Source organism: Bradyrhizobium sp. 149, from assembly GCF_023073915.1.
In the GTDB taxonomy this organism is placed as follows: Bacteria; Pseudomonadota; Alphaproteobacteria; order Rhizobiales; family Xanthobacteraceae; genus Bradyrhizobium.
In genome coordinates this window covers 256,325-276,332 of record NZ_JADPKK010000022.1, presented here as the reverse complement: position 1 = coordinate 276,332, position 20,008 = coordinate 256,325, and the positions used below count along the sequence as shown (strand labels likewise).

Annotated in this window: 25 protein-coding genes; 16 read left to right on the top strand and 9 right to left on the bottom strand. The window is 62.7% G+C overall.

Going from position 1 to position 20,008, the window contains the following annotated elements:
* Positions 1–96: 96 nt before the first annotated feature.
* Genes IVA88_RS18940 through IVA88_RS18905 form a run of 8 tightly spaced genes read left to right on the top strand, consistent with a single transcriptional unit; the run spans position 97 to position 9,077 of the window.
* Entirely contained in the window at positions 97–1,209 is a 1,113-nt protein-coding gene (locus tag IVA88_RS18940; RefSeq protein WP_247498742.1) for an NAD-dependent epimerase/dehydratase family protein, read from the top strand.
* Positions 1,209–2,273, top strand: a complete 1,065-nt coding sequence (locus IVA88_RS18935) for a GDP-mannose 4,6-dehydratase (RefSeq protein ID WP_247498741.1) — start codon at positions 1,209–1,211, stop codon at positions 2,271–2,273. Before IVA88_RS18940 ends, IVA88_RS18935 begins: the two co-directional genes overlap by 1 nt.
* Complete coding sequence (locus IVA88_RS18930; RefSeq protein ID WP_247498740.1) at positions 2,270–3,556, top strand: TIGR04295 family B12-binding domain-containing radical SAM protein; 1,287 nt, start codon at positions 2,270–2,272, stop codon at positions 3,554–3,556. The genes IVA88_RS18935 and IVA88_RS18930 overlap by 4 nt, the downstream gene beginning before the upstream one ends.
* Positions 3,553–4,665, top strand: a complete 1,113-nt coding sequence (locus IVA88_RS18925; protein WP_247498739.1) for a glycosyltransferase family 4 protein — start codon at positions 3,553–3,555, stop codon at positions 4,663–4,665. The genes IVA88_RS18930 and IVA88_RS18925 overlap by 4 nt, the downstream gene beginning before the upstream one ends.
* Positions 4,662–5,792: a glycosyltransferase gene (locus IVA88_RS18920; RefSeq protein ID WP_247498738.1), complete on the top strand. Its 1,131-nt coding sequence runs from the start codon at positions 4,662–4,664 to the stop codon at positions 5,790–5,792. The genes IVA88_RS18925 and IVA88_RS18920 overlap by 4 nt, the downstream gene beginning before the upstream one ends.
* Positions 5,789–6,877, top strand: coding sequence for a glycosyltransferase (locus IVA88_RS18915; protein ID WP_247498737.1), 1,089 nt, complete (start codon positions 5,789–5,791; stop codon positions 6,875–6,877). Before IVA88_RS18920 ends, IVA88_RS18915 begins: the two co-directional genes overlap by 4 nt.
* Positions 6,874–7,998 carry a glycosyltransferase gene (locus tag IVA88_RS18910; protein ID WP_247498736.1) on the top strand — a complete coding sequence of 375 codons (1,125 nt, stop codon included), beginning with the start codon at positions 6,874–6,876 and terminating at the stop codon, positions 7,996–7,998. The genes IVA88_RS18915 and IVA88_RS18910 overlap by 4 nt, the downstream gene beginning before the upstream one ends.
* Positions 7,999–8,009: 11 nt before the next feature.
* Positions 8,010–9,077, top strand: a complete 1,068-nt coding sequence (locus IVA88_RS18905; RefSeq protein WP_247498735.1) for a UDP-glucuronic acid decarboxylase family protein — start codon at positions 8,010–8,012, stop codon at positions 9,075–9,077.
* 7 nt (positions 9,078–9,084) lie between these two features.
* Here IVA88_RS18905 and IVA88_RS18900 read toward each other — a convergent pair whose 3' ends face one another.
* A complete protein-coding gene (locus IVA88_RS18900) occupies positions 9,085–9,345 on the bottom strand; it encodes a hypothetical protein (RefSeq protein WP_247498734.1) in 261 nt (86 codons plus the stop codon).
* Between the two features lie 134 nt (positions 9,346–9,479).
* Complete coding sequence (locus tag IVA88_RS18895) at positions 9,480–9,977, bottom strand: ferritin-like domain-containing protein (RefSeq protein ID WP_247498733.1); 498 nt, start codon at positions 9,975–9,977, stop codon at positions 9,480–9,482.
* A gap of 225 nt (positions 9,978–10,202) precedes the next feature.
* Here IVA88_RS18895 and IVA88_RS18890 point away from each other — a divergent pair, with 225 nt between their 5' ends.
* The 4 genes from IVA88_RS18890 (at position 10,203) to IVA88_RS18875 (ending at position 13,182) form a co-directional block, all read left to right on the top strand.
* Complete coding sequence (locus tag IVA88_RS18890) at positions 10,203–10,775, top strand: NADH-quinone oxidoreductase subunit B (protein ID WP_276577904.1); 573 nt, start codon at positions 10,203–10,205, stop codon at positions 10,773–10,775.
* Positions 10,776–10,810: 35 nt separating this feature from the next.
* Positions 10,811–11,659, top strand: coding sequence for an MBL fold metallo-hydrolase (locus IVA88_RS18885; protein ID WP_247500348.1), 849 nt, complete (start codon positions 10,811–10,813; stop codon positions 11,657–11,659).
* Positions 11,660–11,767: 108 nt separating this feature from the next.
* Positions 11,768–12,097 (top strand): hypothetical protein, encoded by a 330-nt coding sequence (locus tag IVA88_RS18880; protein ID WP_247498732.1) that lies wholly within the window; start codon positions 11,768–11,770, stop codon positions 12,095–12,097.
* A gap of 197 nt (positions 12,098–12,294) precedes the next feature.
* The gene (locus tag IVA88_RS18875; RefSeq protein WP_247498731.1) at positions 12,295–13,182 is read left to right on the top strand and encodes a manganese catalase family protein; all 888 of its coding nucleotides are present in this window, start codon (positions 12,295–12,297) and stop codon (positions 13,180–13,182) included.
* Between the two features lie 82 nt (positions 13,183–13,264).
* On the opposite strand, the gene IVA88_RS18870 is transcribed toward IVA88_RS18875, so the two are convergent.
* A complete protein-coding gene (locus IVA88_RS18870) occupies positions 13,265–13,474 on the bottom strand; it encodes a hypothetical protein (RefSeq protein WP_247498730.1) in 210 nt (69 codons plus the stop codon).
* Between the two features lie 118 nt (positions 13,475–13,592).
* Complete coding sequence (locus tag IVA88_RS18865) at positions 13,593–13,862, bottom strand: SemiSWEET transporter (protein ID WP_247498729.1); 270 nt, start codon at positions 13,860–13,862, stop codon at positions 13,593–13,595.
* 256 nt (positions 13,863–14,118) lie between these two features.
* Here IVA88_RS18865 and IVA88_RS18860 point away from each other — a divergent pair, with 256 nt between their 5' ends.
* On the top strand, positions 14,119–14,337 hold the full coding sequence (locus IVA88_RS18860) for a DUF3551 domain-containing protein (protein WP_256466836.1): 219 nt from the start codon (positions 14,119–14,121) through the stop codon (positions 14,335–14,337).
* A gap of 76 nt (positions 14,338–14,413) precedes the next feature.
* Positions 14,414–15,394: a patatin-like phospholipase family protein gene (locus IVA88_RS18855; RefSeq protein ID WP_247498728.1), complete on the top strand. Its 981-nt coding sequence runs from the start codon at positions 14,414–14,416 to the stop codon at positions 15,392–15,394.
* A gap of 33 nt (positions 15,395–15,427) precedes the next feature.
* Here IVA88_RS18855 and IVA88_RS18850 read toward each other — a convergent pair whose 3' ends face one another.
* The 5 genes from IVA88_RS18850 to IVA88_RS18830 form a co-directional block, all read right to left on the bottom strand.
* Entirely contained in the window at positions 15,428–16,288 is an 861-nt protein-coding gene (locus IVA88_RS18850; RefSeq protein ID WP_247498727.1) for an SIR2 family protein, read from the bottom strand.
* 49 nt (positions 16,289–16,337) lie between these two features.
* Positions 16,338–16,775, bottom strand: coding sequence for an NUDIX hydrolase (locus IVA88_RS18845; protein WP_247498726.1), 438 nt, complete (start codon positions 16,773–16,775; stop codon positions 16,338–16,340).
* Positions 16,776–16,874: 99 nt separating this feature from the next.
* Entirely contained in the window at positions 16,875–17,660 is a 786-nt protein-coding gene (locus IVA88_RS18840) for a succinate dehydrogenase iron-sulfur subunit (RefSeq protein WP_247498725.1), read from the bottom strand.
* Positions 17,661–17,730: 70 nt separating this feature from the next.
* A complete protein-coding gene (locus tag IVA88_RS18835) occupies positions 17,731–17,895 on the bottom strand; it encodes a hypothetical protein (RefSeq protein WP_247498724.1) in 165 nt (54 codons plus the stop codon).
* The gene (locus tag IVA88_RS18830) at positions 17,867–18,376 is read right to left on the bottom strand and encodes a DUF2243 domain-containing protein (protein ID WP_247498723.1); all 510 of its coding nucleotides are present in this window, start codon (positions 18,374–18,376) and stop codon (positions 17,867–17,869) included. Before IVA88_RS18830 ends, IVA88_RS18835 begins: the two co-directional genes overlap by 29 nt.
* Before the next feature lie 227 nt (positions 18,377–18,603).
* Between IVA88_RS18830 and IVA88_RS18825 the strand changes: the two genes are divergently transcribed.
* Complete coding sequence (locus tag IVA88_RS18825; protein ID WP_346657611.1) at positions 18,604–19,083, top strand: DUF4142 domain-containing protein; 480 nt, start codon at positions 18,604–18,606, stop codon at positions 19,081–19,083.
* A 202-nt stretch (positions 19,084–19,285) separates the two neighbouring features.
* The gene (locus tag IVA88_RS18820; protein ID WP_247498721.1) at positions 19,286–19,489 is read left to right on the top strand and encodes a hypothetical protein; all 204 of its coding nucleotides are present in this window, start codon (positions 19,286–19,288) and stop codon (positions 19,487–19,489) included.
* Positions 19,490–20,008: the final 519 nt, after the last annotated feature.

The following is a 20,008-nucleotide window of genomic DNA, read 5'->3' as shown; positions in this document are numbered from 1 at the left end:
TGGCGCGCCGGTCGCCCGACCAGAACAGCAGCGCGCTTTCATTCTCATCAAGGATTGATCCGACAGGATCGGTCTCACGGCGGCACGGAGCGGTGAATGACGCGAGTCTTGATTACTGGAGGTGCGGGATTCATCGGGTCGCACGCGACGGACGTACTGCTGGCCGCCGGCTACGAAGTCCGGCTGCTCGACAATCTCTCGCCGCAGGTCCACGGAGGCAACCGCCAGCGTCCCGCCTATCTTGCCAAAGAGGCGGAACTCGTCGTCGGCGACGTCACCGACGCTCGCGCGGTCGAGCATGCGTTGCGCGGCACCGACATGGTCCTGCATCTCGCATCCGCAGTCGGCGTCGGCCAGAGCATGTACGACATCGAGCCCTATGTCAGGACCAACGAGCTCGGCACCGCCGTGCTGTTGCAGGCCCTGTCCAAGCGCCCGGTCGAGCGGCTGGTGGTGGCGTCGTCCATGAGCATATATGGCGAGGGCCTCTACCGGAGTGTCGATCAGAGCGTGATCGCCTGCGACGAGCGGCCGATCGAGCAGCTTCGCCGCGGCGATTGGGAGCTGCGCGATATCACCGGCCGCCCGCTTGACCCCGTGGCCACCCCGGAGACAAAGCAGCCCTCGCTGAGTTCGATCTACGCGCTCAACAAATATGCGCAGGAGCGCATGTGCCTGATCACCGGCAAGGCCTATGGCATTCCGACGGTGGCGCTACGCTTCTTCAATGCGTTCGGTCCGCGCCAGGCGCTGTCCAATCCCTACACCGGCGTGCTGGCGATCTTTGCCGCGCGGCTGCTCAACGGCCGGCCGCCCCTCGTATTCGAGGATGGTCTGCAGCGGCGGGACTTCGTCCACGTTCATGACGTCGCCCGCGCCTGCCGCATGGCGCTCGAGGCCGATCGCACCCAGGAGGTCTTCAACGTCGGCTCGGGGCAGTGCCGCACCATTCTTTCGGTCGCACAGGATCTCGCCGAAGTCATGGGACGCGGCAACATCGGGCCCGAGGTGACGCGAAAATATCGTGCCGGCGACATTCGCCACTGCTTCGCCGACATCGGAAAATCGCGCGACCTGCTCGGCTTCGAGCCGCGCATCGCCTTCAAGGATGGCCTCAGAGAACTGGCGGAATATCTCGCCGACCAGATCGCCGACGATCAGGCGGAGCGAGCCACCAAAGAGCTGCAGCAACGAGGATTGGTCGCGTGATGAGTGAACGAGACAACAGACCCGTCCTGATCACCGGCGGCTGCGGATTTATTGGCTGCAATCTCGCCGACCGCCTCGCCGAGCGCGGCGATCCCGTGCTGATACTGGATAATCTCGCCCGCGCCGGCGTGCGTGAGAACGCGCAGTGGCTGAAGTCCCGGCATGGCGACCGGGTCACGATCACGGTGGCCGACATCCGCGAACCGATCCCGGTGATCGACGCGGTACGTGAAGCGCGCGCCGTGCTGCACTTGGCCGCCCAGGTCGCCGTCACCGACAGCGTGAGCGATCCGGCCTCCGATTTTGAAATTAACGCGCGGGGGACATTGAACGTGCTCGAAGCCGTGCGACTCCATAACAGGGCCGCACCGGTCGTGTTCGCCTCGACCAACAAGGTCTACGGACGCCTGATCGAGGACGGCGACATCGCGCTCACCGGCCGCCGCTACACGCCGACAAGCGGTCTGCTGGCCGGCGGCATCTCGGAAAATGCGCCGCTCGACTTCTACAGCCCCTATGGATGCTCCAAGGGAACGGCGGATCAATACGTTCACGACTATGCGCGGGTCTACGGCCTCCAGACCGTGGTGATGCGCATGAGCTGCATCTATGGGCCCCGTCAATTCGGCACCGAGGATCAGGGCTGGATCGCGCATTTCCTGCTAAGCGCAATCCGCGGCAAAGAACTGACGATCTATGGCGACGGCAATCAGGTCCGCGACGCGCTTCACGTGTCGGATGCGGCCTCCGCCTGGCTCGCCGTGCTCGATCGGATCGCGCTCGCCCGTGGACGCGTGTTCAATCTCGGGGGCGGCCCCGCCAACGCGATCAGTCTGCTGGAACTGATCGACCGCATCACCGATCTGACCGGCCGCAATGTGGCCTATCGCTTTTCTGATTGGAGGCCGGGCGATCAGCCCTGGTACGTAACCGATACGCGGGCCCTGTCCAGCGCGCTCGGCTGGGCGCCTCAGACATCTCTCACAGACGGCCTCCGATCCCTTCATACCTGGCTGGACGGCCGCTTCGGATCGGCACAGGACAACCGCGAGGCGCTGGCATGACCCGTGTTGCCCTCATCAACCCAAACTGGGATTTTGGCGGCAGCATCTATTTCGGCTGCCGATCCCCTCACCTTCCGCTCGAACTCGGGATCTCCGAGCATTACCTGAAGGCGGCCGGGCACAAGACGCTGCTGCTCGATGCCCACATGTTCGACCTTTCGCTCGCTGATATCGAAGCCGAGTTGCGCGCCTTCGGCCCCGACCAGATCGTCATCACGACGGCACCGACTTACCTGTTCTGGCGCTGCGCCCCTCCCGAGCTCCGCGTCCCGCAGGAGCTTGCAATGGCGGTGCGCGACTTGGCTCCGATCCTAGTCGCGGTGGGTCCACATGGCTCGACCGTGCCAAGGGCGGCGCTTCGAAAGCTCGGCACCGACATCGTCGTGATGGGCGAATGCGAGGCATCCCTGCTGCGTCTTGCCAATGGCGAGCGGGACTTTCCCGGCTTGTGCTTCGCCGATGGCGCATCGCTCCGCGTCAATGGCGGCCCGCAGGCCGTCACGTTCAAGGATCAGCCGCCGCTCCAGTGGCCGGAAGAGATGATCCGGCGGCATCACCATCACCATCACCGGTTCGAGGCCGAGCCGCAGGCCCCGGGCGCCGAGGTCGAGGCGTCCAGGGGATGTCCGTACAACTGCACGTTCTGCGCCAAGGAGAATTTCCGCAACGCCTACCGCAAGCGGCCTCCTTCCATCGTTCTCGAAGAGATTGACGGCCTGCGCCATCACGGCATCGAATATGTCTACTTCATCGACGAGATATTCCTTCCGAATGCGGAACTGCTGGAACGGCTGACCATACGGGGGCTGAAGTTCGGGGTGCAGACCCGGATCGACCTCTGGAAGCCGGACATGCTCGCGCTGCTCGGCCGCGCCGGCTGCGTCTCGATCGAAGCCGGCATCGAGAGCCTGACCGTCGAGGGCCGCGCTACGCTTGCCAAGAACTGCAAGATGACGACCGACCAGCTTGCCGAACGGCTGGTCGAAGCGCGCCGTCACGTTCCTTTCGTGCAGGCCAACCTGATCGAAGTTCCCGAGGACGACGATCCCATCGTGCAGCGCTGGCGCCGCACGATGCAGGATGCCGGCATCTGGGCCAACGATCCAGTCCCGCTGTACCCCTATCCGGGTTCGCCGGATTATCGAAAGCTGTGGGGCGAGCCCGATGATTTCGCCTGGGAGCGCGCGCATCGGCATTACCTCGCGATGTTCGACCAATTCAGCGACGTGCAGAACGATCGCCCCGTTCCGCTCGAGGCTCTCGAGCTGCAGGTGGCATCATGAGCCGTAGCTCGGACATCAGGATCCTGATGACGACTGATACGGTCGGGGGCGTCTGGACCTATTCCAGCGCGCTCGCATCGCAGCTTGCGGCGTCGGGTGCCGATGTCAGCCTCGTCACCATGGGTCCGCGCGCACGAGCCGAGCAGCGCGAGATGCTGCGCGGTTCCCGAGTGCGCCTGATTGAAACGGACCTCGCGCTGGAATGGCAGGATCCGGAAGGGCAGGACCTTGCCCATGCGCGGCGCACTCTCACAAATCTTGAAGCCCAGTTCAGGCCGGACGTTATTCACCTCAACAGTTTTCGGGAAGCAACCTTCGCTTGGCGCGCGCCGGTGGTACTCGTCGCGCATTCCTGCGTCGGCTCCTGGGCGCTGGCCTGCCGTGATACGGCCTGGCTAAGCGAGCCGAGATGGCGCAGCTACACCGAAAGGGTCGCGGCAGCGCTCGACATGGCACAGGCCTGGGTCTGCCCAACCCAGTCGTTTCACGACGTGATCGCACAGATTTACCATCCCCAATCGCCGGGCGCCGTGATCTGGAACGGGATCACACCCCGGGGCGTCATCGGACGAAAGCAAGAGCTGATCCTTGCAGCCGGGCGGCTCTGGGACCGTGCCAAGAACATCGAAATGCTTGCCGCCGCGGCGCCGGGGCTGGATTGGCCAGTTCAGGTGGCGGGTGCGGCGACTGTCAGCCCATCGGATTGCATCACCTGGCTTGGGCAATTGTCGCACGACGCCATGCGCACGCGAATGGAGCACGCGGCGATCTTCGCCAGCCCCGCCTTCTACGAACCGTTTGGGCTTGCGGTCCTGGAAGCCGCGGCCGCAGGCTGCGCGCTCGTCCTGTCGGATATCGCAACATTCCGGGAATTGTGGACCGGAGCCGCACTGTTCGTCGATCCCACCGACAGCAAGGCGCTGCATCGAACGCTCGCAGATCTGTGCGCCGACGAGCGCGAGCGGGTGCGGCTGCAACGGGCAGCCTTTGAGCATTCCCTCACCTATTCCCTGACTCGGACGACGAGTGCCTATCTCCGGCTTTACGAGGACCTGCTCGCATCGCATCGTGCGACCGCGCCGGCCAGCCAGATCGAGGTGCGTGCATGAAATGCGTCCTGTTCTACCACGCCTTCAGCTCCTGCTGGAACAACGGCAACGCCCACTTCCTGCGCGGCTATGCCCGAGAGCTGCATGCGCTGGGCCACGAGGTCGTCGTGTTCGAGCCGGTCGACGGCTGGAGCCGATTGAATGCGATCCGTGAGGGTGGCAGTCAGACCATGGAGGACATTCCGGCGCTGTTTCCCGGCATCGGCATCCGCCGCTACGACGCCTGCCTCGATCTGGATGAGGCGCTGCATGGCGCCGATCTCGTGGTCGTCCACGAATGGAATTCGCCCGATCTGATCGCAGACATCGGCCGCAGGCGCGCGCATGGCGCTCCCTTCACGCTGCTGTTCCACGACACCCATCACCGCGCCGTCAGCGCACCGGACGAGCTTGCGCAGTTCGACCTCGACGGTTTCGACGGTGTGCTCGCCTTCGGCGAGGTACTTCGCCAGATCTATCTCAAGCTCGGCTGGGCCGACCGGGCCTTCACCTGGCACGAGGCGGCCGATATTGCCCTGTACCATCCACTGCCGCATGTCGAGCGCACCGACGATGTCGTCTGGATCGGCAATTGGGGCGACGGCGAACGCAGCGCCGAGCTCAATGAATTCCTGGTCGAACCTGTCGCCGAGCTGAAGCTGCGCGCGGAGGTCTATGGCGTCCGCTATTCGGACGCGGCGCTCGACACCATTCGGGCGGCGGGCATCCGGCATGGCGGATGGCTGCCGGCACACTGGGCTCCCATCGCCTTCGCCGGCGCACGCGCGACCGTCCATGTGCCCCGCGGTCCCTACGTCCGCTTGCTTCCGGGCATTCCGACCATACGCGTCTTCGAAGCGATGGCGTGCGGCATTCCACTGGTCTCGGCGCCCTGGTCAGACGCGGAAGGCCTGTTCCCGCAAGGCGCCTATCTCAGCGCCGCCGACGGCACCGAAATGAAGCGCGCGCTTCGTGCGCTGCTCGATGACCGGGAACTATGGTCCGCCACGGTTGAGACTGGACTCCGGACGATCAAGGAACGTCACACCTGCCGCCATCGCGCCGAGCAGCTTGTCGGCATCGTGCAGGACCTCCGGGCCTCAGGCCATTCGTCACAGCCCCTGCGATATATCGGAGCCTCCGCATGAAGATCTGCTTCTTCGGATCCAGCCTTGTCTCATCCTACTGGAACGGCGCCGCCACCTATTATCGCGGCATGCTGAAGGAGATAGCGGCCCTCGGCCATGACGTCACCTTCTATGAGCCCGATGCTTTCGAGCGCCAGGCCCACCGCGACATCGACGACCCGGACTGGGCGAAGGTGGTGGTCTACGCCGCGACGCCGGACGGCTGGCGAAGCTCGCTCGAGGGAGCCGCCCGCTCGGCCGACATGCTGATCAAGGCCAGCGGCGTCGGCGTTTTCGATCAGGAGCTGGAGAACGCGGTCGCCGAGATTCCGTCGAATGCGATGCGCATCTACTGGGACGTCGATGCCCCCGCCACGCTGGAGTCGATCGCGGACGATGCGGACCATCACCTGCGCCGTGCGATCCGGTCCTACGACATGGTTTTGACGTATGGCGGCGGCGATGCCGTCGTGTCCGCTTACCGCGCCGTTGGCGCACGCGACTGCGTGCCGATCTACAATGCGCTCGATCCAGCCACGCACTTCCCGGCACCGCCAAATCCACGGTTCACCTGCGATCTGAGCCTTTTGGCGAACCGCCTGCCTGATCGCGAGCAACGCGTCGGGCGGTTCTTTCTCGACGTCGCACTCCAATTGCCGGACAAGACGTTCGTGCTCGGCGGATCGGGGTGGGACTCCAAAGACACGCCTGCCAATCTGCATAAGGTCGGGCATGTCGGGACCGGCGACCACAACGCGTTCTTCGGCTCCGGTCTGGCTACGCTGAACGTCAATCGCGACAGCATGGCGCGCTACGGCTTCTCGCCGCCAACGCGCGTGTTCGAAGCCATCGGTGCCGGAGCCTGTCTGATCACCGACCAGTGGGACGGCATCGATCATTTTCTCGAGCCGGACCGCGAGGTGCTGGTGGCCGCCAGCGGAGCGGAGGTCGCAGCGCATCTTGCCACACTGCGCCCCGACCGGGCCCAGGAGATCGCACGGCGCGCCCGCGCCCGCATCCTGAGCCACCACACCTACCGACAGCGCGCGCGCCAGTTCAACGATCTCTTTGCCGCAAGCAGCTCGCGAATCGAGGCAGCAGAATGAACCTCACCATCGTCGTCATCGGTCTTTCGGTCACTTCGTCCTGGGGCAACGGCCATGCCACGACCTACCGCGCCCTGATCGAAGCCTTGGCACGACGAGGTCACCACGTCACGTTTCTGGAACGCGACGTCCCCTGGTATCGCGATCATCGCGATCTTGCCAAGCCTTCCGCGTGGACCGTCGAGCTCTATCAATCCTTGAAGGACATCCCGCTGCGTTTCGGCAAGATGATCCGAGACGCCGACCTGGTAATCATCGGCTCCTATGTGCCCGATGGCATCGCCATCTCCGAATGGGTCACGACCCATGCACGCGGGCTTACCGCGTTCTACGACATCGACACGCCGGTCACGCTTGCGAAGCTCGATCAGGGCCTGGATTATCTTTCGGCGGCGATGATCCCGCGCTTCGACCTCTATCTGTCCTTTGCCGGCGGGCCAGTACCCGACATGATCGAGGAGAACTATGGCAGCCCGCTGGCGCGGGTTCTGTATTGCAGTGCGGACACTGATATCTATGCGCCGCAACGCGCGGAGACGAAATGGGCACTGGGTTACCTCGGAACCTACAGCGAGGACCGGCAGCCGGTTCTGGAGCAGTTGCTGCTTTCCCCCGCTCACACCCTGTCGTCTGAGCAATTCGTGGTGGCCGGCGCGCAGTATCCTGAGAATGTGGCTTGGCCCGCCAATGTCGCCCGGATCGAGCATCTCACGCCCAAGCATCATCCGACGTTCTACGCGGAGCAGCGCTTCACGCTCAACGCCACCCGCTCTGACATGCGCGCGCTCGGGTTCTCGCCGAGTGTCAGGCTGTTCGAAGCCGCTGCTTGCGGCACGCCCGTCATCTCGGACCGGTGGCCCGGAATCGAGACTGTCTTCGAACCCTCCCGGGAAATCCTGCTCGCGTCCACTCCACGCGATGTCATCGAAATCCTGCGCGACATGCCGGAAGACCGTCGGCGCTCGATCGCAGACAACGCGCGGCGGCGGGTCATCGCCGATCACACCTCCGACCACCGCGCCCGGCAGCTTGAGACGTACTACGCCGAGGCGTCCGATCGACGCCGCCGCAGAACCGCGCGGCTTCCCACATCGCGTCCCTTGCAGGTCGCAGAAATCTGAAAGGTAGCGCCATGACACTTCAGACCCGTATCCAGGCGTCCCGCCGCTCCCCGACTGTGCTGATCGCCGGCGGCGCCGGCTTCATCGGATCCCACCTCTGCGACGCACTTTTGCAGCGCGGCCACACGGTGATCTGCCTCGACAACCTGTTTACAGGAACGATCGACAACATCCGGCCGCTGCTCAATCATCCGAATTTTCGCTTCATCGAACATGACGTGCGCGATCCCCTCGAGATCGAGGGCGATGTCGACCGGATCTACAGCCTCGCCTGCCCGGCCTCACCCCGGCATTATCAGAAAGATCCGGTCGGCACGATGAAGACGTGCGTGCTCGGCACCATCAACATGCTGGAGCTCGCGCGTCGGAAAGGCGCGCGGGTGCTGCAGGCATCGACAAGCGAGGTCTACGGCGATCCCGAGGTGCATCCCCAGCCGGAATCCTATCTCGGCAACGTCAACCCGACTGGGCCGCGAGCCTGTTACGACGAGGGCAAGCGGGCCGCGGAAACGCTGATGTTCGATTACCATCGCATGTACGGGGTCGAAATCAAGGTCGCTCGTATCTTCAACACCTACGGTCCGCGAATGCTGGAGAACGACGGGCGCGTCGTCTCCAACTTCATCGTACAGGCGCTTCGCGGAGAGCCGATCACGATCTATGGAGGCGGCACGCAGACCAGAAGTTTCTGCTTCGTCGACGATCTCGTGCGCGGCCTCCAGCTGCTGATGGAGAGTCCATCATCAGTCACCGGGCCCTGCAATCTGGGCAATCCGCACGAAGTTACGATCGAAGCAATTGCCCGCGACGTGCTGGCTTATACGGAATCAGCCTCCCCGCTCCGGTTCGAGCAGCTGCCGAAAGACGATCCGAAGCGGCGCAAGCCCGTCATTGACACAGCCGTGAAGGTGTTGGGGTGGCGCCCGCGCGTGGCGCTCAAGGATGGACTTCGGGCAACCATCGCGTATTTCGCTATGCGCATCGCCGGCGAAGCGGCGACGCTTGTTCCAGCCACTGCACCACGCAGGAGCGGACGCAGCACAGCGCGCGGCCGGCTGACGATTGCCGATCAGCGGTGATGCAGCCTCACGAGCGCGAATTGACCGAACAGCGGATGGGCTTGTCGAGGTTCTCGGCGTAGTGCTGGTGTTCGGAGATCGCGCGATTGGCCATCCGAATCCGGTTGGTCTGGCCTTCCTCGACCATCATGGTGATACGCTGCGCCAAAAATACGCACGTCTCGAAATCATCGCGGATAGCACCACTACGCGCAAGAAATTCCCAGGCGATCTCGTAGGCCTGCTCGGCAGCGGGATTGCGATAGTCGCTGAAGATAATTTTCGTCATCGCTGCAAAGCCGAAATGGCTGGTATCGTTCCTGCGGGGCTATGCGACAGCCACGTGGGCTCAGTAAGCGCCAAGCCGCCGGTCTCGTGCCAAGCGGGACCGGCGGCCTGGCTGTGTCGGCGTCTGGCTTGCGGTCAAGCCGCCTGGCGTTGATGTGCCAGATATTCCATCGTCACCTTCTCGACATTCGAGTCGATCCAGGCGGCCATGCGCTGCTCCTCCTGCAAGGACGTCTGGAGCAGATCCTTTGCCTCGGTCACCCCGGCGGCGCCACAGAGGGCAAGCAGAGACTTGTAGGCAGCGATCTCAAAATTCTCGAACGCGTTGTTGGCGAAGGTATTCTTGAGAATCTCGTCGCCCGCGACCGAGTGCGCCATGGCCTGCATGTTCGCCATCACGGATTGGGTCGTATCCTTAAGGCTCGATGAACTCTCTCCGCACGCCTGCAGACATCTCTCCAGCCGGTTCAGCTGTTCGTTCGTCTCCTGAAGGTGGGCGGCGACCTTAGCCTTGACTTCAGGGTATTCGTCCAGTCGTTCCGACTGACGTTCCATCAGTTCTCTTGCCTGCACTTCCATCGCATGTGCATTGCGTAATCCAACCACGAATGTATCGCGGGCTGCGTTCGTCATTCTTGTTCTCCATCTCACTGGCCTTGTTGCCGCCAACCGTAATTTGGACGGATCGTTCCTAACGGTGAGCCGGTTAACGTGCAGCCTTCGGTCTCCGCGGCCGAGGCTAACCTGCGATAACAGAACACGAATACAACTTCTCGCCGCAGGAACGCCGCCGGAGGGCTGCGGTTTCCCAGAGCGTGTGGCCGGATCCCAACTCAGCCATAGCGGTCAGGGACTATGATGACGGACACCCCTCCTCAGGCAGGCAATTCCAGCCCTACCATCGGACGCCCCGGCCAGGGACAGCCGGACAACACCTCCGATCCGTACTTCATGCGCATCCGCGACGATCTTGCCGACAAGGGCTTCTTCACAGCGACGGCGGAGGAGCTGATCACATGGGCCCGGACCGGATCGCTGATGTGGATGACGTTCGGGCTCGCCTGCTGCGCGGTCGAGATGATGCAGATGTCGATGCCGCGCTATGACGCCGAACGTTTCGGCTTCGCGCCGCGAGCGTCACCGCGTCAATCCGACGTGATCATCGTGGCAGGCACCCTGACCAACAAGATGGCCCCGGCATTCCGCAAAGTTTACGACCAGATGCCGGAGCCGCGCTACGTGATCTCGATGGGGTCATGCGCCAACGGCGGTGGTTACTACCACTACTCCTATTCGGTGGTTCGCGGCTGCGATCGCATCGTCCCGGTGGACATCTATGTTCCCGGCTGCCCACCGACCGCAGAGGCGCTGCTCTACGGCGTGATGCTGCTCCAGAAGAAGATCCGCCGGGTAGGCACGATCGAACGATAACGATAGAGAGCTGGCCAATCGGAACCTGGATGGACATGACGCAGATACCACTTTCCCCTTCGGCTGACGCGGAGCATCCGCAATCCGACAGCGCTCGCAACGACAACACCCGGCAGATTGTCTTCGACGTCGCCTACCGCCAGCTTGTGCTCGTCAACGTGGTCTTCGTCGGCTTCGAGAACGCCGGCGACGGCAATTGGGTGCTGGTGGATGCCGGGATTATCGGCTCGGCCCACGCCATCCGCTCCGCTGCGAAAGCCAGGTTCGGTGGGAATGGCCGGCCGGCATGCATCGTTATGACGCATGCTCATTTCGATCACGTGGGCGCCCTCGAGACGCTGGCGAGTGAATGGGACGTGCCGGTTTATGCCCACGCGGCCGAGCATCCCTATCTTGACGGCAGCCAGTCCTATCCGCCGGCCGATCCCAGCGTCGGTGGCGGGCTGCTCGCTCGGCTCTCTCCCCTGTTCCCGACCAAGCCGGTCAACGTCGCATCGCGCCTCTATGATGTTCCCTGTGATCACAGCGTCCCCTTCATGTCGGATTGGCGGTGGATCCATACCCCCGGCCATACTCCAGGGCACGTTTCCCTCTGGCGCGAACACGATCGCGTGCTGATTGCCGGCGATGCATTCATCACGACGCAGCAGGAATCCGTCTATGCCGCGGTGACGCAAGCGCCGGAGATGCACGGACCCCCGATGTATTTCACCCCGGATTGGGAAAGCGCGAAAACGTCGGTGCGCGCACTTGCCGCGCTCGCTCCGGAGATCGTCGTCGCCGGGCACGGCGCCGCCATGCAGGGTCCGCAGATGCGCGCGGCTCTCGATGCGCTCGCCGAACGGTTCGATGAAGTTGCCGTGCCTTCGCAATGCCGTCGTTGAGACGAGGTGTGCGATCGACGACAACGGCAAAGCTTACAAGCACGGTGGATAGGAACGGTCGATGCCGCACATGATTGGTCCGGGGGTGAAACCTCAAGGAGAAACAACATGCGTAAATCAATCCTGACGATCTTCATGGCCGCGATGCTTGCAGGTGCTTCGGTCGGCGCAGCGTTCGCGCAAGGTGCCGGTGGCGCGGGTGGCGGTGCGGGCGGCGCCGGTGGTGGCGCTGGTGGTGGTGCTGGCGGCGGTGCGGGCGCTGGCGCCGGCGCTGGCGGTGCAGGCGGCTCAGGTGACGGCGGCGGCTCGGGCGGAGCCGGAGCCGGTGGCGGCGGCGGCATCACCCATGTCGAGCGCGGCGGACAGGGCGCCTCCAGTCCTTCCGGCATGCGCAACGAGACCACCCCGCCTGCCAACGGCACCATGCCGCGTCGCTAGCCGTTCGCGGTCCGTAGTCTTCCAAAGCGTGCTGTTGCGCACGTGAAAGCGGCCTCGGCGAGATCCTCTCCTCGCCGGGGCCGCATCGCTTTCACGCGGTGAATTGGAAGCATTCAAACCGGCTACCAGAACTCCTTAGGAACACACCCAGTGCAGCGCTCATTGCGCCATTGCGTCAAACACAAAAGGAGCTGCGCATGTACTACTTCGACAAGCGACTGCAATATCCCGTCAGGGTCGAGAAGCCCGATCCCATCTTCGCCCGTCAACTGCAGCAAGCCATCGGCGGCGTCGAAGGTGAGATCCGGGTCTGCCTTCAGTATTTCTTCCAGGCCTGGGGCGCGCGCGGGCCTGCCAAATATCGCGACGTCCTGCTCAACACCGCCACCGAAGAGATCAGCCATATCGAGATGCTCGCGACCGCAGTCGCGTTGAACCTGGAGAATGCGCCCGCGACGATGCAGGAGACCAGCCTGCAGGCCAATCCGGTCGTCGGCGCGGTCATGAACGGCGGCGAGCGCCCGCGGCACGTGATCGAGGGCATGCTGCACCGGCATCTCCTCTCGACCGGCATGGCGGCGTTTCCCGCGAACTGCGACGGTGTCCCCTTCGATTGTTCGCACGTCTACGCCAGCGGCAACCTGGCAGCCGACATGTATTGCAACGTCGCGGCTGAAGCCACTGGCCGGACCCTGGCCGTGCGCCTCTTCAACTCCACCAGCGACGCCGGCATGCAGGACATGCTGAGCTATTTGATTGCGCGCGACACAATGCATCAGCAGCAGTGGCTCGCCGTGATCGAGGAAATGGGCAAGGACGCCGCCCTGCCGATTCCGAACAGCTTCGACCGCAGCAAGGAGGCGACCGAGTTCAGCTACATGTTCATGGGCACCGAGCGCAACGCAGCGCCGCTCCAGCCGGGGCGTTACTGCGAAGGCCCCTCGCTCGATGGCCAGGGCGAATTCAGCTTCCGCGCGGGATTCGAGCCGCTGGGCGAGGAGCCGGTGCTCGGACCGGCCCGGCCCGATAGCGGCGCACAGGTGGAGCAGATGACCGAGCCGCCGGTGACGAACGCGTTGGCCTGATCGCAAGGGGACGGAACGGGGTTGTCCGGAGACGGACGACCCCGCTCCGAGACCGTATCCGAACTGAGCTGCTGCTCAGGCCTCATTTGTTGGAGGTGCCTGACCCGTTCGAACCCGTCGTGACGCTCGGAGCATTGTCGGGCGTCGTGGTGGTGGTCTGGTGGCCGACATCCTTGCCATTGTAGAAGAAGACGGCCGCAACGATTGCTATGACGAAAATTGCGCCAAGCATCCAGGCGACAGGGCTGTTCTGTCGTGCCACGTTGGTCTTGTCGTTGTCTTGATGGGTCATGCTGCTCTCCCGTGACGCTCCGAAAACCTGACGTCGCGGGGGACGTTCCTAATCTTCTCCCATGAATGCATACCGCCTTGGATTTCTCGGACCGTTGACCCTCCGAGCAACATCCCGCCTACCTGGGTCTTCTCATGTCGCGGATCTTGAATGTGATCAACGTGAGCGCAAGCGCCGCTCCAATCACATTCGCGAGCACGATGACCCAATCCGCCTTCAACACCCCGTAGACGATCCATAAGATCAGGCCACTGGCCAATGCGACCAGCATCTTCAGGGAGAGGTCGTCGGTTGAACCGGGCGAGCGCGCCTTGCGCACTTGCGGTAGGTACGACAGTGAAGTCAAACAAGCGGCGAGCACGCCCATGGCCTGAATGGCGGTTTCCATGCGCCGGCTTCAGGTCACTTGAATGAACCGGACACTTGCCAAGTCGAGCACCAGCTTTCCCTCGCTTCAATTTCCGATCATTAGCGCCAACCGGCTTGACCAATCAACGGTCGATGCGCGCAAAGACGGTTCACACAAGTTAATGGTTTGCGTCAAACGGCGGGCATTCCGCTGAACAAGCGGGGCATAGGAACGTCACTTCCGGGCCGGCGTTCTATGATGAACTCTGGAGGCTTCCGTGAAACATTCACTCCTCTTGGCTGCCGCAGCTGTAACTGCCATGGCGAGCCTGGGATCGGCAACGCCCGCCGCCGCCCAAGATCGCTACTGTCTTCAAGGCCGGGTCTGGGGATATCCGGGCAATTGCCAGTTCGCCAGTTACGCACAGTGCCTGGCAAGCGCATCGGGAACCAACGCCTATTGCGCCATCAATCCGCGTTACGCCTATGCGCGCCGCGGGCGAGGATATCGGTGACGCTGCGTAGCAGATCTCGGACCCACCATTGCTCTGCACCGTGGTCACCTCACCACGCTGGGTAAGCGGCGCGACTATGGCAGTCGTCGACGAACCCCTTACCGCGCTCGTCTTCTCCGGCGGTCTGGGGTTGGGCGCCTATCACGGGGGCGCGTTCGACTGCTTCACATCGCTCTCCCTTCCCCTCCACTGGGTGACCGGCTCATCCGCGGGTGCCATCACGACGGCGCTGATTGCCGGAAGTGCTCCTTCTGATCGGGTACAAACTCTGCGCCGCTTCTGGCAGGAACCCGGTCGCTCGGTCGAGCCGCCGAACGCCAACCGTCACCTGTTTGCCTGGATGAACTCGCTCAACGCACGCCTGTTTGGCCGAGCCGGCTTCTTCTACCCCCGGCTTCCAATCGGCAGTTCTCGCTTCAACGGCTTGTACGATCTCGGCCCCACTCGGGATCGCCTGCGACAGTTGATCGAATTCGAGCGCCTCAACGCCGGCGATCCGCGCGTCACGATCTGTGCAACCGACGTCGAGAGCGGCGACGCCGTGCTGTTCGACTCCCGCTCACAGCGCATCGAAATGGATCACATCCTGGCCAGTTGCGGATTCATCCCCGAATTCGCTCCGGTCTCGGTCTCCGACAGGTGGCTCGTTGACGGCGGCTTCTCGCTCAACGCGCCGTTTGATCCCGTCCTCGAGGTCGAGAATGCGCTTCGGCTCTACATCATCGATCTCTACGCACGGGACGGTCAGGTCCCAGACGGGATCGAAGCCGCGGCCGAGCGCAAGAGCGACCTAATGTTCGGCAATCAGACCCTTCATCGGCTTCATCACGCCCTTGAAGCTCGACGGCTCCGCGCAGAACTTTGCGGTCTGACCCGCAGCGACACGGTCCACCTCCTGAGCTACCGCCCTGGCGCCGAAGAAGCTGGTCCTGAAAAATCCTTCGATCTGTCAGAAGCCGCGATGGCGCAGCGATGGCAGGCAGGTTTTCTGGACATGCAACTTGCCGCAGGGACTCCACCGGACGAAAACGGTATCCGCAGAGTACGCCGGAAATAGCTGCACTGATGTCGACAGTGCCTGCTTGCCACCCTACGTCGGAGGCTCAAGACACTGCCGGATGTTCAAGAGGAACTGGATCAGACCATCATCGGCGCGCGCGTCGTCGGGCGGGCCGACAGTGGTAATACCCCAGTTCGCCAAGACAGCCTCCTGTACCGGATTGCGCTGCGCCACGAAGGCGAAGGATTCGGGGCGGTCGTGGCGGTGCCCGGAATCCTCCCATGTCTGCCAAATCCGGTGCAGCAGCAGTCGGATGTTCGGGTCCGACATGCTGTATCCGATGAATAGTAGCGTGCTTCCCAGCGCGTCAGCGCGAAAGCGGACATCCAGCGGAGAGTTGAATGCGAGCCTGTTGAGGAAATCGGTCTCCGTCAAAACGAGCGAAGCATCATCGTCGAAGTCGCCATGGAATTTGATGATGTGAGTGACGCCTGCGGGAGCGCTCGCGATCTCCTTTGCATTGCTGATCTTGGCGTAGCGTTTGTCGAGGACATCGAAGGCGGTCTCGAGATTACGATCGTAGTTCGTCGTGTAGATGCTGGGAAAATCGAGTTCGACGATCAGCTTGTGAAGCTTCGAGGCTCCGATCTTCTCCGGATCGACTCGCCAATTGCGGTCCATCCAGCTGCGCAGCGGGCCGATGCCACCGCGCTTCAGCCGGTAATATTCCGCCAGCATCTGATAGCCACCGTGCATTCCCTCGATGGCCCCGCGTTCGAGGCCGAGATCGTCAAGCAAATGATCGATGAGGCATTGCCACGATGGCAGGCCAACGGCCATCGAAACCCCTGCGCCGACGAACAGAATCGCTCGACGTCGCCGTATCGCTGCCGCCAGGACATCGTACGGCGACCGCTCCTCGTGTGCGAGTTCTATGCTCTGGTCGTCCATCCAAAGGAAATGACTGGGTGCCCGGCGAGTTCCTGCGCGGGTCTATTGGTCATTTGGCCAGCGGAAAAGACGCGTTCCTGTCGGTCTGCGCCGCGAAACGCACGATCAAGCGCCGGAGCTGTGCCTTGTGTACCAGACGCGCCGCCTTTTCCGCCGAGACCCAGATCGCGTCGCGCTCGCCTTTCTCCGGCCACCAGCGCTCCTGGCCGTGCACCCTCATGGGAAAGACAGCGACATCCATGGTTCGCTTGCGCTCGCCCTTGCGTTTGCGATGCTTGAAGCTGCCCAGGGCGCGCTTTGCGACCGCGCCGATCAGACCTGCTTCCTCATAGGCCTCCAACGCCGCCGTGCGATGCGGCGCCGTGTTGCGGATCAGCGATCCCTTTGGCACCGACCACCGGCGCTTGCGTCTGGTAGTGATAAGCATCACGCGCAATTCGGAATCGTCCAAACGAAACGGCAAAGCTGCAAACTGTCTCTTACCCATTGAAAACCCTTCCGGCTGAAGTTCGATAAGCGGACGCCATGGCGATCGTTCCTTTCGATTGTCATGCCGGCGATCTGCAATTCATCCGCAGTGCGGAGGTTAGAATTTCCGCTCGACCATCTTGAGACGTAAGCCGGAAATGGCCTCGCCTGGATTCAAGCCCTTGGGACAGGCCTTCGCGCAATTGAGGATGGTGTGACAGCGATAGATCCTGAAGGGGTCTTCGAGCTTGTCGAGGCGCTCGCCCGTCGCCTCGTCGCGGCTGTCATTGATCCAGCGCGCGGCCTGGATCAGGGCCGCAGGGCCGAGGAAGCGCTCGGAATTCCACCAGTAGCTTGGACAGGACGTCGAGCAGCAAGCGCAGAGGATGCACTCGTACAATCCATCGAGCTTTGCCCGATCCTCGTGGCTCTGCCGCCATTCCTTCGGTGGCGTTGGTGAAACGGTTTGGAGCCACGGTTCGATCAACGCGAGCTGTGCGTAGAAGTTCGTCAGGTCCGGAACGAGGTCCTTGACCACAGGCTGATGCGGCAAAGGCAGGACGCGCAACGGCTCGCCGTTCGGGACGTCCTCGCTCATGGACTTGGTACAGGCCAGCGTGTTCTGGCCGGCGATATTCATCGAGCAGGAGCCGCACACGCCTTCGCGGCAGGAGCGCCTGAACGTCAAAGTGGAGTCGATATGGTTCTTGATCCAGATCAGGCCATCCAGAACCATCGGCCCACAATCGGTCTTATCTACGAAATAGGTATCGAGCCGCGGATTGCGGCCGTCCTCGGGATTCCAGCGATAGACCTGGAATTCCTGTACGGCTTCGCTGTCTGGCCTCGGCCAGACAATCCCCTTTTCGACGCGGGAGTTCTTGGGAAGCCTGAACTCGACCATGATACCCTCCGGCCAGACATGTGGCAGTTCGACGATGAAGCGTAACTCACCTCGGCAGGCAGCTGGCGCGTCAGCCGAGCCTGAAACACCGCAGCTGCAGGAGATCATCCAGGGACACACCGAGCAGCATGATGCGGAAAGCCGGTGCTGTCGCGAGCACCAGCAGCAGCATGAAGATCAGGTAGACCAGAGCTGGCGGCAGCTCTCTAGCGAGCGTGCAGGCTGCTTTCCGCATGCACCCTCCCTTGCGCACTGGAATGTGCCATGGCAGCGCCCATGACCAACATTGCCGCGCCCCATAGCAGAAATCCGATATCCCAGAAGATGCGCTGTCCCTCAGGCACGGTTTCATTCACCTGATGCAGCCTGAGGATCTCATGATCCAACACGCCTTCAATGAGATTGAAGATCCCCCAACCAAGCAACACCGCGCCGATGCACTGCCGGCGCGACCAGTGAAAGTCGGACCGGCGTGCCCGCTGCCACAGCACGTACAAGCCGAGCAGCACGAGAACATAGGCGGCGCTGTGGAAGATGCCGTCCCAGGTCGTGTTGAGCTTCAGATTGTCGATGGAATTGAGTGGGTACCAGCCGCTTAACATATGATGCCATTGCAGCAGCTGATGAAACACGATGCCGTCAAAAAAACCGCCCAGACCAAGTCCCAGAAGGACACCCGCGGAGACCGGGAAGCGTGTTGAACCATTGTCTTGCATGAATCTACTCGTCCGCCGCTCGGCACCGTGCCTCGAAAACAAGTCGTCTCTGATATGGCCGTTCCTATGATCACGGCGCAGGTTGCGCGCCAATAACATGCGTTAGTCGGCACTGCGGATAGTCGTCACTGTAGCCGGAGCAGTTGAGCGTCGTCTTCGCGTCTTGCGCGCCATAGGAACGTTCGATACGGCGCAGCGTCTTGTGAACTCCACATTGGAGATTCATCATGCTGAGAAGATCGTTCTTGCTTGCCTTAGGCGGCCTCGGACTATCAACCTACACTGCGCAATCCAAACCAATCCAAGCGCGGGATTTTCGAACTGCCGACCTCATGGGCGGTGGGTTTGCGATGCAGACAAGCCAGCTCGCTTTGACCCGGACCACCAACCCCGACCTGATCAATTTCGCGAATGCCGAAATCGCGGAACAGGTCCAGGTCGCAAGTGCGCTCGGAGCAGCGCCCGGATCGGCGCCGCTGCGGCCGGATCATGCGGCCTTGCTTCAACGGCTTCAGGCGACACCGTCCGGCCCGTTCGACCGGATGTATGTCCAGGGGCAGATCCGCGGCCATCGCGAACTGCTGGCGCTCAACAGTTCGTATCTGCGAACCGGCGGCAACCCACAGGAGCAGCAGGTCGCGCAAATGTCGCTTCCAATCATTCAGCGACATCTCGCGATCTTGAGCAATCTCAGGGAGGTTGGCTAGAGTTCACACCACGTACATTGGAGAAGAAAATGGCGAGAAGATCGAGACGACCCGCCGTGCGACACGGAAAGGGAAAGCGCGGAAATGGAGCTCAGCGACTGAAGCGCAAGCGGAAGTGACAGGTCCAGCAGCGGCGGACGCCGGATCTCACGGCGGCCGCCCCCAATCGTTCGAGCCGGAGGGAAGTGCCGTGGCGTACGCTTTGTTCAAGGACGAGGAAAAACTCAGCCGGACGTTTTCAACCAAAGAGGAAACGTTGAAGAAGGCCGACGATGCCGGGCTGGTCGAAGAGCGCGAGGGTGAGCCGGTACTCGAGGACGATTTGAAGATCAAGCCATGTTCGCCGGACCCCGATCCTCACAGCGACGAGGATCTGGACTGGACGCCGGAAAAACCGGCGGCCTGATGCCGCTCAGCATCCTTTGCAGATACTTTTGATCTTTCGATCGACGTGGGAATCCTGGGAATTCTCGGACCGGATTTCCGCGTCGCCTTGCATCGACGGACCGGGTGTCGCCGTCCCATCGATGCGACCGCTGCTGGTTCCGCCTGCGGGATTGCCGGGCCGCCCGACTGTGGTCGATCCTTGCGGCCCCCCAGAACCGCTCGATTGAGCCGTTCCCGCTGTATTCGTCCCAGGGGCCGCAGTGCCCCGCGAGGCGCTGGTCGCGTCACCAGGATTGCCCGCAGCGGACGGTGCACTCCCGGCCGGATTCGTCGTCATCGAAGACCCCAAACCTGGGGCAGAGCCCAAGCTTGAGCCGCTACCGGCCCCGCCGCCAGCGCTCCCTCCAGCAGCGCTTCCTCCAGCGCTCGATCCACCTGAACCTCCGCCGCCGCCGCCACCGCCTGCTTGCCCCCACGCAGCCCCCATAGAGGCGCTCGCCAGGAAGCCGATCAGGATCAGGCTTGAAGTTGTTCTACG